The sequence below is a fragment of the Cutibacterium porci genome (assembly GCF_009696315.1).
Lineage (GTDB): Bacteria > Actinomycetota > Actinomycetes > Propionibacteriales > Propionibacteriaceae > Cutibacterium > Cutibacterium porci.
Window position 1 is genome coordinate 617268 of sequence record NZ_VUMG01000002.1, and the last position, 14795, is coordinate 632062.

Consider the following 14795-nt stretch of genomic DNA (forward strand, 5'->3'; position numbering starts at 1 on the left):
AATGCAGAATCTGCACTGGGTGCATATATCGCTATATCCTCACGTGCATGGCAGCGCCAGGTCACCGAAAAGCGTTCCAGGCAGCTCGCAAATATGGCCAGGCCCGCTGCGCCGACGCCTTCCACTGCTCGACTGAGCCGGTGGCTCGGTGCACCCACGACCCGGCTTCCTGCCCGGCTGACGGCGCCAACCACAGAACCCCGACGACGACGGTAAGCACACTCACGACGAGGGCGACGGCTACCATGCGAGCCCACATTCCCCGACGCTGACGAACTCCAGAAACACTGCGGTGGGTCCGGGAAAACCACCGCGTGAACAGCGCACCACCTAACGCGATGACCAAGCTTGTCACGGCAGCTCCGATCATCGTCCCGCCGATCCCAAGGCCTCCGACCACCCCGGTAGCGGCTGCAGAAGCACAAGCACCGGCAGCTACCTCATACGGGCGAGGCCACCGGTGACGGGGCTGAGCCTGGGACGCCGTGGCACCGCCACCGGGCTCCCGAGTATCACGCGATGCGGCAGATCGGCCAGAGCGAATCGGCGCAGTGATCCTGGGCAGTGAGCCCGTTGATACCAAAGTCGGCGCATCCGACCCTGGTTCGATCCGGTACAGCCACCGCTCGTCCTCGCTGAAATCCCGGTTGCCCACGATTGTCTGATCTCCCCTCATAGTGCCGTCAATAGCGACCAAGTCCTGAGAGTAGGCCGATATTCCGTCACTTCCAGTCTTTGCACCTCAGTGACGACTACAGTCGCGCTGAGGGTCTGACGACAGTCGCAACCTTCGGCCCAATTCTTCGTGAACGCCGAGTCGATCGCACGCTTTTCTTACGGTGGCTGTAGACACAGATTGACCCCCGCTTTAATAGGCGGGGGCCAATCTTCTTGAATTTGTGGAATCTCAGGCCTCGACCGGGGCCTCCACAGGATTCACGTTGACAACCTTGCGGCCACGACGGGTACCAAACTCAACGTTGCCGTCACGCAGGGCGAAGAGAGTGTCATCACCACCGCGACCGACTCCGTCACCAGGGTGGAAGTGAGTGCCGCGCTGGCGCACGATGATCTCGCCAGCGTTGACGAGCTGACCGCCAAATCGCTTCACGCCGAGACGCTGGGCGTTGGAGTCACGACCGTTGCGCGAAGAAGACGCGCCCTTCTTATGTGCCATGTCTGTCTACCTCAGCCTTCGATTCCGGTGACCTTGACCTGGGTGTACTTCTGACGATGCCCCTGGCGCTTCTTGTAGCCGGTCTTGTTCTTGTACTTGAGGATGCGGATCTTCGGGCCCTTGGTCTCGCCGAGAACCTCAGCGGTGACCTTGACCTTCCCGAGCGCGTCCTTATCGGAGGTGACGGACTCGCCATCAACCACGAGGAGCGGGGTCAGCTCGATGCTGCTGCCCGCCTCGTCGGCGACCTTGTCGATCTCGACGACGTCACCCACTGCCACCTTGTGCTGGCGGCCGCCACTACGCACAATCGCGTACACGCCTGACCTACTCTCGTTCTTGTCGTACATTTCCGGGGGCCGGAACCAGTGGCCCCGGACAAACCTGACCGACGACTCGCGCCGGACCGGCTACCTATTTTACAGTCTGTACAGGGGACGGTCAAAAATACTATCCACCTATCCCCTGTGAGCCTGCTATTACTTGGAGTGGGACTTACCCGAGGCGGCCTTATGACTGCGTCCTCGGCCCTTCGAGCGTTCTCCACCGTCGGCCGGAGCCTGGGAATCAACGGGCTTATCGAAGCGGTGATACCCGCGACCTCCGCAGGCCTCACACTCCTCCGTGAAGGCCTCAGCCAGCCCAGTACCGATCTTCTTGCGGGTCATCTGCACGAGGCCGAGTGATGTCACCTCAGCGACCTGGTGACGGGTACGATCCCGTCCTAGGCATTCCGTAAGGCGACGCACCAGAAGCTCACGGTTAGTCGGCAATACCATGTCGATGAAGTCGATGACGATGATTCCACCAATATCACGCAACCGTAGCTGCCGCACGATCTCTTCAGCGGCCTCCAAGTTATTAGCAGTCACAGTGGCCTCAAGGTTGCCCGCTGACCCAGTGAACTTTCCGGTATTGACGTCGATCACCGTCATAGCCTCGGTGCGGTCAATAACAAGGGATCCACCGGAAGGTAGATACACCTTGCGCTCCAAAGCCTTTGCGATCTGTTCATCAATGCGGTATTCAGCAAAGGGATCCTTGTCGGCATCCTCCCAATGAATCAGCCTCGACGCCATCTCCGGGGCCACATGATCGACGTAGGCCTTAATGGTGTCGTAGGCATCGTCAGGCCCACCATTGCCGGCAATAACGAGCTCGGAAAAGTCCGCAGTGAACAAATCACGAATGATGCGCACCGTGAGGTCCGGCTCGGTGTACAGCATCAACGGCGCCTTGCTGCTGGCTGCTTTGCGCTCAATGACCTCCCACTGGGCCTTGAGGCGGTTGATGTCACGAATAAGGTCTTCCTCGGTGGCTCCCTCGGCGGCCGTTCTCACGATGACGGACGCATCCGCCGGAATGTTGTTCTCGACGATCTTCTTGAGACGCTTGCGCTCCGAATCCGCCAACTTGCGCGAAATTCCTGAAAGGTGACCACCAGGAGAATAGACGATGAAACGTCCAGGCACTGAAATATGGCTCGTTAGGCGGGCACCCTTGGCACCCACCGGATCCTTGGTGACCTGCACCAGAACCTGATCGCCAGACTTCAGCGCCTGCTCAATGCGCTTATCCTCGCCTTCCTTGCCATACTTGGCCCAATCGACTTCACCGGCATACAGCACAGCGTTGCGACCACGACCGATGTCAATAAAGGCAGCCTCCATCGACGGCAGGACGTTCTGCACCTTACCAAGGTAGATATTGCCGATTGACGAGGTAGCAGAGGCGCGGTCAACGTAATGCTCGACGAGCACCCCGTCTTCCAATACTGCCAACTGGGAGTAGTCATCAGACTGACGCACAACCATCTTGCGGTCGACCGACTCGCGACGAGCAAGGAACTCCGCGTCAGTGATGACGGCGCTGCGACGACGCCCGGCAGCTCGTCCCTCCCGACGGCGCTGCTTTTTAGCCTCAATGCGAGTGGAACCCTCGATTCCGGTGACCTCATCGGCCACTGACTGACGTGACCGCGGCTCACGCACCTTGATCACGACGTCACTGGGATCATCGTCAGAACCGCTGATGTCTTCACCACGACGGCGGCGGCGACGACGACGGCGATGGGTGGTATCCGAATTGCTCGACTCGGAATCACCGTCAGAGCTGGTTTCGTCGTCGTTGTCGCTCGACTCATCGACCGATGTGTTGTCCTCGGTGTCGTCGCTACGACGGCGACGACGCCCACCCCGACGCCGACGACGACGATTCTGGCCATCCTCGTCGCTAGCCTCCTCATCGTCACCGACAATCGGCTCCTCCACCGCATCAGTGGTGCCGCGATCGGATTTCTCATCCTTCTTGTCGGGGTTGTGACGGTTGTCGACGTCGCTCTGATCGTCCTTACTTTCGGCTGCCTCACTCACGGTCTGCGACGAATGACCGCCGGCCTCGGAGGGGCGAGTCGCACGACGACGGCGGCGCTTCGGCAAGGCGGACTCGCCGCCACCAATCTCGGCGGCGAGGGAGTCGAGAATGTCGTCTTTTGAGCGCTCCTCGCCGTCGCTGAGACCAAAGGGATGAGCAAGGGCACCTTCAACCTTGCGGCTACGGGCCCGAGCTTTTGCCTTCGTCAAAGCAGCATTGATGAGGTCGTCGTCAACGGGCTTCGTTTGCGTGGCTTCTTCCTCGGTCGCGTCCGCAGCTTTCTCCACACTCCGAGGAGAACGACGGCGTGTGGCACGACGACGCTGAGAAGTTCCCCGCTCAGACTCGGTGGACGGCGCGGCACCACGACGGGTGCGGCGCGGCTTGTCCTCAGCCTTCCGATCCTCAGGCGTCTTGTCCTCGGACTTCTGATCCTCAGTCTTGGGCTGCTGCGATGCCGACTCTGGGACGTCGACCGCCACCGCTTTTGCGACCTGAGGCACACTCGTCGCCTTGCGACGCCGTCCCATCGGAGGACGCGGCAGATCAGATGCGTCAACATCAGAGGTGATAATCGAACCACCCGATCCGGCGGCGGTAATCGTCACTGGAGCGCTCGTCGTCTCAACGGGGGCTGGGGCTCCAGCCGGCCGCGACGCCGCGCGGCGACGTCGAGAAGCAGAAACTTCAGTGATGGAATTCTCGCCAGAATCCAATGTGGTGTTGTTAGTCTCGTCGAGCACTGTGCTCTCCTTGGCCTTTCGGCACGGTCAGTGCCCACCCGGGTCACGGTCCTGCGGGAATCCTCCCGCGGATACACGCCTCGCACTATTACTGACGACGTCGTTCCCCGGCATGGGGCAAAAGCTTGCGGTGAGCCCTCGAGTCCCCCGCGGTCGCCTCTCGGCGTCGCGGTATGAACCGTCGAGTGGGGTGGCACCCCGTTCACCTAGTCCCAGTATGTCACGTCCCCTGGATCAATGCCAGATTTCGCACACCCGCTGATGCCTCACCACACTGTCACGGCAGCACCGGTGAAGGGATCCGCCAACACAGCCCCGCTAGCATCCTCATCCCAGATCCCTTGAGCCAGCCGCGTTACCCGGGCCCCGTCAATCCCCGGACACGTTTGAGCTAACGCGCGCAGCACGTCATCGGGGCGTACCAACGGCGTGACGTGGCGCAGCATAAGACGCACGTGCCCATCTACGACGTCCAGTCCGATAAGGGCGGCACGCACATCAAAAGTACGCATACCTGACTTTGTCATTCGCTGTACTTCGACGGCATCAGCTGCCATGACGGCGTCTACTGCCTCCGCCAGTCCCGGCGCATCGCGCACGGGCTCAATTAGCCACGCGGACGCCGTCAACAACTCTGTGAAAGGAGTGCGATCGGTCTCGACGACCTCCAGGACATCCATTCCCGGTGGCATTTCACGACTCAAGGCCGTCAGAACCTTCTGAGGATCACACACCTGAGCTAGTGCGACTTCAAGATACTCCGCCTCCGACGCTGCCCCGGTTGCTGCGGCGTTGGCGTAGGAGATGCGCGGGTGAGGATTAAATCCTGACGAATACGCCATCAGGATATGCGCCCGGTTGAGAGCCCTCTCAAAAGCGCGAGCAAAATCACGGTGCGACATGAATCTTGCGGTACCACGCTTGGCGTAGCGCATCCTTAGACGCTGCTTGGGCGGAGCCTGTTGTTCTGGCTGTTGTTGCGCGCGCTTCGACACTGTCACTCCCCCTCAGACGGTGCTAAATCAGGTGCCACTGGCGTCAGCGGAATCAACGGATGACCCGACGGGCCCACCTGGATCTCGGTGCCCATGTGCGGACACACCCCGCAGTCGTAACACGGATTCCAGCGACAGTCGTTGACAGCCTCGCCATCCAGGGCGTCCTGCCAGTCGTCCCACAGCCAGTCACGATCCAGTCCAGAATCCAAGTGATCCCAAGGCAGCACCTCCTCATAGTCACGCTCACGGGTAGTAAACCAATCCAGCGAGACGCCTAGCGGCTCCAATTCCTGCTCACAGCAGGCCACCCAGCGGTCGTAGGAAAAGTATTCGTTCCAGCCGTCAAAAACTCCCCCGTCACGCCACACAGCCTCAATGACATTGCCGACCCGGCGGTCGCCGCGCGAGAGTAGTCCCTCGATAATTCCAGGACGCCCATCGTGGTACCGCATACCTATCGACCGACCGAATTGACGGTCAGCACGAATAGAGTCGCGCAACATTGAGAGGCGATGATCGACTTCATCAGCGGAGGCTTGAGCCGCCCACTGAAATGGAGTGTGAGGCTTGGGTACAAAACCACCAATAGAGATCGTGCAGCGAATATCTTTACGCTTGGCGGCGGCCCGACCAGCCTCGATGACGTGGGAAGCCATGTCGTGAATTCCCAACACATCCTCGTCAGTCTCTGTCGGCAATCCGCACATGAAATACAGCTTGACCTGACGCCAGCCATTTCCGAAAGCGGTAGCAACCGTGCGAATGAGATCTTCCTCGGTCACCTGCTTATTAATGACTCGACGCATTCGCTCCGAGCCGCCCTCGGGGGCAAAGGTCAGACCGGAGCGACGACCGTTACGGCTCAACTCGTTGGCCAGGTCGATATTGAACGCATCGACGCGGGTGCTCGGCAGGGACAAAGACACGTTCGTACCTTCATAACGGTCGGCCAATCCCTTAGTAATGTCGGAGATCTCTGAATGATCGGCACTAGACAAACTCAGCAGCCCGACCTCTTCCAGGCCAGTTGCCTGCAGCCCGTCGTTCACCATCTGGGCAATGGTGTCAATAGACCGCTCTCGCACTGGGCGGGTGATCATCCCGGCCTGACAGAAGCGACAACCACGAGTGCAGCCCCGAAAGATTTCCACCGAGTATCGCTCGTGAACAGTTTCAGCAACCGGCACGATGGGGCGTTTCGGGTACTGCCACTCGTCGAGATTCATGACAGTGTGCTTGCGGACAGTGAACGGCGCTTCTGGACGATTCGGGGCCACCCGTCCAATTGTTCCGTCGTCGAGGTATTCGACGTCATAAAAAGACGGCACGTAAACGCCGCCCGTCTCAGCGAGTCTTACGAGCAGACCTTCACGGCCACCGGGACGGCCCTCGCCCTTCCAACCCCTCATGATCTCGGAAATCTCCAGACAGGCCTCTTCGCCGTCACCGAGGACAGCAGCATCTATGAAGTCGGCTACCGGCTCGGGGTTAAATGCGGCGTGGCCACCAATGAGGACGATGGGGTCATCGTCGGTCCGTTCGGCTTGACGAACGGGGATACCGGCCAGATCGATCGCGTTGAGCATGTTGGTGTAACCCAACTCCGTCGACAGCGAAATAGACATGATGTCGAAATCGCGAACCGGCCGGTGCCCATCAAGGGTGAACTGGGGAATCCCGGCTGCCCTCATCTGCTTCTCCATATCCGGCCACACCGAATACGTACGCTCAGCTAGGATCCAGTCCCGTTCATTAAGCACCTCGTAGAGGATGGCCACACCCTGGTTAGGCTGGCCAACCTCATACGCGTCGGGGTACATCAACACCCAGTGGACGTCAACGTCCTGCCAGTCCTTGACAATGCTGTTGTGCTCGCCACCCACGTACTGGATGGGCTTATTGACTCGGGCCAGCAGCGGTTCAATCCGACCGAGGAGATCCTGGGTACTCACAAACGGCCATGGTAGGCGGTGATACCCAGATCGTGGAATCGCGCGTTACCCCAGGTTGGGGAACCACAGACCAATCTCGCGCTCGGCAGACTCGGGGCAATCGGACGCATGCACAAGGTTATGGTTCTTCTGGGTGCCGAAATCACCGCGAATCGTTCCGGGTAGGGCCTCAGCGCAATCTGTTTTCCCATTCATGGCACGCACGACCGAGATAGCCTTACGCCCCTCAAGCACCACGGCGACCAGCGGCCCGGACGTGATGAACTCCTCCAACGGCGTGTAGTAATCCCGACCGACGTGCTCGGCATAATGCTCGCGGGCCATAGAAGCGTCAATCGTGCGCAGCTCCATTGCTCGCACCGTCAAACCTTTGGCCTCATACCTACCGATGATCTCACCGATGAGATGGCGCCTCACGGCGTCCGGCTTCAGCAGAACCAAAGTGCGTTCCTCGTCACTCATGGGCCCAACCTATCGCAGCGAGGATCGCCGCCTCACCGCACCTCAGGGTTTCCGTCGATACGCCTTCCCAGCACCATCACTGACACCCAGATAGCGGCGAAGATGATCCCGACAACGTACATCATCGGCGTGGCTAACCCGAGCAGAATGCCAAAGGCTTGCAGGGCCCATGACAGCACGTATCCCCATGCTCGGGGCACACCGATGGCGCACACGATTGAGACAGCCATGCCAACACATCCCAGCATGACCGACACGGCAGTGCTGATTCCAGAGACGAGGATCATACCCGGAATGGCCAGGCCAAAGACGATGACCTCGAAAGCGAGGAAGCTCACCACAACTTTCGTCATCGGGTTGTCGGCAGGAAGAGTGAGGATCCCACCCTTCCTCGCACCGGGCCGTGCATCCACCGTCACCAACCCCTGTCGTCGCTCGCGCCATCGTCGGGCATGTCATCGTCAGGCAAAGGCTCGAGTCGGTGGCCCTCCATCGCCGTGATCTGATCCTCGGAGAGGTCAGGAGTTTCAACCACAGCAGTCTGCGGGGGATCAAGCATCGTGCCGTCGGGACGAAGAATGGCTCGAGCGCGTCCGGCCAAAACCACTGATCCGGCAATGAGAACCCCAGCGCCCGGACCGCAGGAATCCGCAATCCGAAACGCCTCTTCGAGTGCTTCGGGGACGTCAGCAACGCGAGTGAGATGATCCGAATCCCAATGCGCCGATGCCTTCTCTGCTAACTCGTCAACACTGAGGGCGCGGGGAAGATCCGGCATTGAGGTGGCGACGAGGTAGCTCACCGAATCCGATAGCACCGACAGCACACCGTCAATATCCTTGTCAGCCATTGCTGCCACGACTGCAATAAGGGGCTCAGCCTCGAAGGACTCACGCAACCCAGCCATCGCTGAGGTTGCACCGTGGGGATTATGGAACGTATCGAGAATGACCAACGGGGAGCGTCGCACCACCTCAAGGCGAGCTGGAGCTTCCACAGCTGCCAGCCCTTGCTCAATAATCGCGGGGTTAAGCGCCCCGGTGAGGGCCTCGACGGCTGCAACCGCCTGGGCGGCGTTATGGGCCATGTGTTCGCCAAAGACCGGTAGAAACAGCTCCCCGAGCGGTCCAGATGCTGTCTGGAGACGAAGAACCTGGCCTCCGACGGCGCTGCGACGATCCAACAAGGCCCAGTCAGGGCCTTCCAACAACGGCTTGACGCCGGCATCGGCACATTGAGCCAATAGCACCGGAGCAGCTTCTGCCACTTGGCCAGCAATGACTGGGGTACACCCAGGTTTGATAATTCCAGCCTTCTCAGCAGCGATCTTGTCGATGGTGTTGCCAAGAATGTGCATGTGGTCCATGGCAACCGGGGTGACGACCGCGACGGTGGCATCGGCAACGTTCGTCGCGTCCCAGCGTCCCCCCAGGCCCACCTCGACCACAGCGACGTCCACCGGGGCGTCAGCGAAGGCGGCGAAAGCCATCGCCGTCATGACTTCAAAAAACGTCATCTCAATGCCGTCGATGTGCTGAGCGTCAACTAAACCCACCATCGGCTCAATCTGACGCCACGTCTCGTCGAAGAGGTCGTGGCTGATTGGACGACCGTTGATACAGATGCGCTCAGTAACGTCAACGAGGTGCGGAGAACAGTATCGACCCACTCGTAGACCTGCCGACCGCAGCAACGAGTCGACCATGATTGCCGTCGAGCCCTTGCCATTGGTACCAGCAATCTGGATGACGGGGCAGGCCTGCTGCGGGTTCCCGAGCAGGTCGAGGAGGGCTCGCTCCCGTTCCAAACCGGGCCCGATGCGATGCTCGGGCCAGCGAGCGGTTAGCTCAGCGACGAGCTGGTCGTGGCCGCTCAATAGATGACCTCACCATCGCGGCGACGCTGACGCAGGTTTTCCAGTGCCTCGGCAAGAATCGCAGCCGCCTCGGCCTCACTGCGACGCTCTTTCACATAGGCGAGATGAGTCTTGTAAGGCACAATCTTGGGTGGGGCAGGCGGATTCGCCTGATCGCGGTTGGCCGGCAAACCGCACTTGGGGCAATCCCAGGTGTCAGGGATCTCAGCCTCGGCCGCGAAGGCCGGACGGATCACGTGGTGGTTGGCACAAAAGTACGAAACGTACTCACGAGGGGCAGCCTCGCCACGCTCTGCCTCTCCCATGGGGCCGGCACCGACGCGACTTCCACGGATGGCACTTCCACCGGACATTCGTTCACTCTCCTCGAGGGGTCACAAAGCTGCCTGAGGGCAGCACTATTAGGGGTTGGGAAGATCGCACCTTCCCCATACGATCCGGCGCGGCAAACGGCCGCTCGATTCCGGCTCAGGAATGGCTGTAAAGCACGAGCAAGACGACGATTGAAACCAGCCACATCAGGCCTATCACAATCGTCAACCGGTCCAAATTTCGCTCAGCCACGGACGTTCCGCCCATCGAGGTCGACACGCCGCCGCCAAAAAGGTCCGACAAGCCGCCACCCTTGCTCTTATGAAGCAGGACGAAGAGGGTAAGGATGACACTGAGCACACACAGGATGATCGACATCGTCAGTACAGGCCAGGTCATAAGGGGAGCCGAAATCACGTCGTACAGGGTAACCCACGTACCGTCACTTCCCCACATTGGAACCCCGGATTATGCACGAATTCCACATTTCGCATCGGGGATGGACAGCAACGGTCCCCACACCACAGGGTGCGGGGACCGTCTGAAATCAGCTGATCAGGCCTGGTAGAAGGTCACGATCTTGGAGAAATCGCCTGCCTTGAGTGAGGCTCCGCCGACGAGCGCGCCGTCGACGTCAGGCTTGGCCATGATCTCAGCGACGTTGGCCGGCTTAACCGAGCCACCGTACTGAATGCGCACCGCCTCGGCCGTCGGAGCGTCATAAAGCTCCTTCACAGCCTCGCGGATGGCCTGGCAAACCTCCTGGGCATCATCTGCCGTGGCGGTCTCACCGGTGCCGATGGCCCAGATGGGCTCATAGGCGATAACGAGCTTGGCGACCTGCTCGGCGGGGATGCCGTCGAGGTCGGCCTTGATCTGGCCGACGGTATGCTCAACGTGCTTGCCAGCCTTGCGAACCTCAAGGGCTTCACCGCAACAGATGATCGGGGTCATACCGTTCTCGATGGCTTTCTTCGCCTTAGCATTGACCAGCTCATCAGATTCACTGTGGTACTCGCGACGCTCGGAGTGGCCCACAACGACGTAGCTACAACCCAGCTTTGACAGCATGGTGCCGGACACCTCACCGGTGTAGGCACCGTCGTCATGAGCGGAAATGTCCTGTGCGCCATAAGCGATCGGCAACTTGTCGCCATCGATGATGGTGGCCACAGTGCGGATATCGGTAAACGGCGGGATGACGACAGCTTCCGACTTAGCAGAGTCGTATCCGGCGGCCTTAAGGGCCTCACCGAGATCCTGGACGAGAGAGGTAGCGGCAACGTGGTCAAGATTCATCTTCCAGTTGCCGGCCATGATCGGGGTACGGGACATCAGTTGTTCTCCTTGAGTACTGCGATTCCGGGCAGCTCCTTGCCCTCCATAAGTTCAAGAGAGGCGCCGCCACCAGTAGAAATGTGACCAAACTGGTCGTCAGCGAAGCCGAGGGCGCGCACAGCGGAGGCGGAGTCTCCACCGCCGACTACTGAGAGGCCTTCGACCTCGGTGAGGGCCTGGGCAACGGCCTTAGTACCGAGCTCAAGACCCTTGATCTCAAAGACGCCCATCGGACCGTTCCAGAACACCGACTTGGCACCCTTGATCGCCTCGGCGTAAGCCTTCTCCGTCTCCGGGCCAATGTCGAGGCCCATCTTGTCGGCCGGGATAGCGTCGACAGGGACGACGTCGACCTCACCGACAGTGTGAGCATCGAAGTCAACGTCGGAAGCGACGCGGACGTCGGTTGGCAGCAGGATCTGCTTGCCGGCGGCCTTGGCAGCCTCAAGGTACTTCTTGCACGCATCAATGGACTCGTCGTCGACCAGCGACGTGCCAACCTCCAGGCCCTGGGCCTTGAGGAAGGTGAAGAGCATGCCTCCACCAACTACCAGGGTGTCGGCGACCTTGAGCAGGTTATCAATGACGGCGAGTTTATCGGCAACCTTGGCCCCACCGAGGACAACGACGAACGGACGCTTCGGATCGGCCGTCAGGCCCTCAAGGACCTCGACCTCCTTGGCAACGAGAGAACCGGCAGCACTCGGCAGCAACCTGGCGACGTCATAGACGGACGCCTGCTTGCGGTGCACGACACCGAAACCATTGGAGACGTAATAGTCGCCAAACGAGGCGTACTTCTTGGCAAGCTCAGTGCGCTCGGCTTCGTCCTTGCTGGTCTCGCCCTTCTCGAAGCGAACGTTTTCAACCAAGGCGATGTCGCCGTCAGCCAGCGACTCAGACGTCTTCGTGGCAGAGGGGCCGACGACGTCCTCGGCAAGCTTGACGTCAAGGTTCATGAGTTCACCGAGGCGCTTGGCCACTGGAGCCAGCGAGTACTTGGGATCGACGGCCCCCTTCGGGCGACCAAGGTGAGCAAGCACGGTGATACGAGCGCCAGCCTCGTGCAACTGAGTCAAGGTAGGCAGGGCGGCCTTGATGCGGCCGTCATCGGTGATCTTGTCGCCGTCGAGCGGGACGTTGAAGTCGCAACGGATAACAACGCGCTTACCGCGCAGATCTCCGAGATCCTCAACAGATTTCATGTAGAAGCCCTTTCGTGAAGTAGTAGTCGTGAACGATATTTCGCAGCCATCACGGCCCGGGTATAGGTGACGGCCCCGCGCCCGCATGGGCACGGGGCCGTCATCAGCTCACGATGGTGAGATCAGGCAAGCTTGCTGGCGACGAGCTTGGTGAGGTCAACCAGACGGTTGGAGTAGCCCCACTCGTTGTCGTACCAGGAGAGAACCTTGACGAGGTTTCCGATGACCTTGGTCTCGGTGGCGTCGAAGATCGAAGAGTGCGGGTCACCCTCGATGTCCTTCGACACAATCGGATCCTCGGTGTAAGCCAGGATGCCCTTGAGCGGGCCCTCAGCAGCCTTCTTGACAGCAGCCTGGACCTCCTCGACGGTGGTTTCCTTGGAGGTCTGGAAGGTCAGGTCGGTCAGGGACCCGGTCGGGGTCGGGACGCGAACGGCGAGGCCATCGAACTTGCCCTTGAGCTCAGGAAGAACCAGAGCCACAGCCTGGGCAGCACCAGTCTTGGTGGGGATCATGTTGAGGGCAGCAGCGCGGGCACGACGCAGATCCTTGTGAGGAGCGTCCTGCAGGCGCTGGTCGCCGGTGTAGGCGTGAACGGTGGTCATGATGCCGCGCTCGATGCCGAAAGCGTCATTGAGGACCTTGGCCAGCGGGGCGAGGCAGTTAGTGGTGCAAGAAGCGTTCGAAATGATGTTGTGCTTCTCGTTGTCGTAGTCGCCATCATTGACGCCCATGACGAAGGTGCCGTCGACATTCTTGCCGGGGGCGGAGATGATGATCTTCTTGGCGCCAGCCTCAAAGTGGGCCTTGGCCTTCTCGCCATCGGTGAAGAGTCCGGTGGACTCGACGACGATCTCAGCGCCGAGGTCCTTCCAGGGCAGGTCAGCGGGATTGCGCTCGGCCAGGACCTTGATGGTCTTGCCGTCAACGGTGATGGAGTCATCGTCGTAGCTGACCTCACCGGGGAAACGGCCCATGATGGAGTCGTACTTCAGGAGGTGGGCCAGGGTCTTGGTGTCGGTGAGGTCGTTAACTGCGACGACCTCGAGGTCAGCACCCTGCTCAGCGAGGGCGCGGAAGAAGTTGCGGCCAATACGGCCAAAACCGTTGATACCAACCTTGACGGTCATTAAGGAATCTCCTCCAGACGAGGGTTGTGCGTTTAGCACTCGGACGCTTCTAAGCATAGCGACCGAGAGCAATGAACAAACCGGAGGGTGCGTTTTACGGCAATGCCACGGGCGAACGATCACCAACACCGATCAGGTCGACGCACAAATGACCAGAAGGTTGCGCTGATGACTTCCCAAGTGGGAATGGAATCGGTCTTAAATTGCACGGCACAACTGCGCTGTAACGCCTTTCAGGCGCGATCATCACGCATCTCTGGTGGAAGGCTCTCCAGAGTCGTCGGCTCCCCATTGCTTCGCGCCGTCTTGTCGGCAAGGGCCAACAAGCGGCGAATCCGCCCAGCAATCGCATCTTTCGTCAACGGAGGCTGGTGAACTTTACCCAATTCCTCCAAACTGGCATTTCGGTGCTCAAGTCGAAGTCGACCCGCCTCTCGCAGATGGTCTGGAACAGAATCCCCCAGAATTTCTAGCGCCCGTTCCACCCGCGCACTCGCAGTAACGGCGGCTCGCGCAGAGCGACGGAGATTAGCGTCGTCGAAATTAGCCAACCGATTAGCAGACGCCCGTACCTCTCGACGCAACCGACGGTCTTCCCAAGCCAGTACGGATTCGTGAGCCCCCATCTGGGTGAGCATCGCCGAGATAGCGTCCCCATCGCGGATCGTCACCCGGTAGACGTGGCGAGACTCACGCTGCTTCGCGACAATGTCCAGACGCCGAGCAGCTCCAGTGAGGGCCATAGCGGCTTCCTCACCGGGAGCGGTGATTTCCATCGCCATCGAACGTCCGGGTTCGGTGAGCGATCCGCGGGCTAAGAACGCTCCGCGCCATGCTGCCGCCTGACAGCATCGTCCGCCACCGACGACGGACACTGGAAGACCCCGCACCGGGCGCCCACGACGGTCAAGCAGCCCGGTGAGACGAGCCAAATCGGCGCCACCACGCACCATTCTCACGAGGTAGCGGGTGTTGTTGTGCAAGCCGGCACCATTGACGACCACGAGGTCAGTGTCGAGTCCGAAAACCTCCTGAATGGATTGACGCAATCGACGTGCGGCTCCTCCGGTATCGACCTCCGCCTCGATCGTGAGGTGGCGATGCTGCACCAGGTGAATGCCACCTGCGAATCGCAGGGTAGCCGCGATCTCCGCCCGACGGCAGCACAGTTTCTGTACCGGCACCGTCGCGAGTTCGTTCTTCACCTGCAGGGTGAGCGCCATGTGGGT

Annotated in this window: 15 protein-coding genes; all 15 read right to left on the reverse strand. The window is 60.2% G+C overall.

What is annotated here, in order from left to right; translation table 11 throughout:
* Positions 1-61: 61 nt before the first annotated feature.
* The 15 genes from FYJ43_RS12030 to whiA all read right to left on the reverse strand — a co-directional run bounded on the left by FYJ43_RS12030 (position 62) and on the right by whiA (position 14789).
* Entirely contained in the window at positions 62-676 is a 615-nt protein-coding gene (locus tag FYJ43_RS12030) for a hypothetical protein (RefSeq protein ID WP_195839933.1), read from the reverse strand.
* A gap of 231 nt (positions 677-907) precedes the next feature.
* On the reverse strand, positions 908-1177 hold the full coding sequence (rpmA, locus tag FYJ43_RS06810) for a 50S ribosomal protein L27 (RefSeq protein ID WP_154563122.1): 270 nt from the start codon (positions 1175-1177) through the stop codon (positions 908-910).
* Between the two features lie 11 nt (positions 1178-1188).
* Positions 1189-1497 (reverse strand): 50S ribosomal protein L21, encoded by a 309-nt coding sequence (gene rplU, locus FYJ43_RS06815; protein WP_002515641.1) that lies wholly within the window; start codon positions 1495-1497, stop codon positions 1189-1191.
* A 159-nt stretch (positions 1498-1656) separates the two neighbouring features.
* Positions 1657-4080 carry an Rne/Rng family ribonuclease gene (locus FYJ43_RS06820; RefSeq protein WP_154563538.1) on the reverse strand — a complete coding sequence of 808 codons (2424 nt, stop codon included), beginning with the start codon at positions 4078-4080 and terminating at the stop codon, positions 1657-1659.
* Between the two features lie 479 nt (positions 4081-4559).
* A complete protein-coding gene (locus FYJ43_RS06825; RefSeq protein ID WP_326833410.1) occupies positions 4560-5288 on the reverse strand; it encodes a TIGR03936 family radical SAM-associated protein in 729 nt (242 codons plus the stop codon).
* 2 nt (positions 5289-5290) lie between these two features.
* A complete protein-coding gene (locus FYJ43_RS06830) occupies positions 5291-7243 on the reverse strand; it encodes a TIGR03960 family B12-binding radical SAM protein (RefSeq protein WP_326833411.1) in 1953 nt (650 codons plus the stop codon).
* A gap of 45 nt (positions 7244-7288) precedes the next feature.
* Positions 7289-7705 carry a nucleoside-diphosphate kinase gene (ndk, locus tag FYJ43_RS06835; protein ID WP_154563124.1) on the reverse strand — a complete coding sequence of 139 codons (417 nt, stop codon included), beginning with the start codon at positions 7703-7705 and terminating at the stop codon, positions 7289-7291.
* A 32-nt stretch (positions 7706-7737) separates the two neighbouring features.
* Positions 7738-8124, reverse strand: a complete 387-nt coding sequence (locus FYJ43_RS06840; RefSeq protein ID WP_326833412.1) for a DUF4233 domain-containing protein — start codon at positions 8122-8124, stop codon at positions 7738-7740.
* Positions 8121-9581 carry a bifunctional folylpolyglutamate synthase/dihydrofolate synthase gene (locus tag FYJ43_RS06845; RefSeq protein WP_154563128.1) on the reverse strand — a complete coding sequence of 487 codons (1461 nt, stop codon included), beginning with the start codon at positions 9579-9581 and terminating at the stop codon, positions 8121-8123. Before FYJ43_RS06845 ends, FYJ43_RS06840 begins: the two co-directional genes overlap by 4 nt.
* A complete protein-coding gene (locus FYJ43_RS06850; RefSeq protein ID WP_154563130.1) occupies positions 9578-9934 on the reverse strand; it encodes an RNA polymerase-binding protein RbpA in 357 nt (118 codons plus the stop codon). The genes FYJ43_RS06845 and FYJ43_RS06850 overlap by 4 nt, the downstream gene beginning before the upstream one ends.
* 115 nt (positions 9935-10049) lie before the next feature.
* On the reverse strand, positions 10050-10292 hold the full coding sequence (gene secG, locus FYJ43_RS06855) for a preprotein translocase subunit SecG (protein ID WP_195839934.1): 243 nt from the start codon (positions 10290-10292) through the stop codon (positions 10050-10052).
* 156 nt (positions 10293-10448) lie between these two features.
* Positions 10449-11228 carry a triose-phosphate isomerase gene (gene tpiA / locus FYJ43_RS06860; protein ID WP_154563134.1) on the reverse strand — a complete coding sequence of 260 codons (780 nt, stop codon included), beginning with the start codon at positions 11226-11228 and terminating at the stop codon, positions 10449-10451.
* Positions 11228-12436: a phosphoglycerate kinase gene (locus FYJ43_RS06865; RefSeq protein WP_154563136.1), complete on the reverse strand. Its 1209-nt coding sequence runs from the start codon at positions 12434-12436 to the stop codon at positions 11228-11230. Before FYJ43_RS06865 ends, tpiA begins: the two co-directional genes overlap by 1 nt.
* Positions 12437-12558: 122 nt before the next feature.
* A complete protein-coding gene (gene gap / locus FYJ43_RS06870; RefSeq protein WP_154563138.1) occupies positions 12559-13566 on the reverse strand; it encodes a type I glyceraldehyde-3-phosphate dehydrogenase in 1008 nt (335 codons plus the stop codon).
* Positions 13567-13799: 233 nt separating this feature from the next.
* Entirely contained in the window at positions 13800-14789 is a 990-nt protein-coding gene (gene whiA / locus FYJ43_RS06875) for a DNA-binding protein WhiA (RefSeq protein ID WP_154563140.1), read from the reverse strand.
* Between the last annotated feature and the right edge of the window lie 6 nt (positions 14790-14795).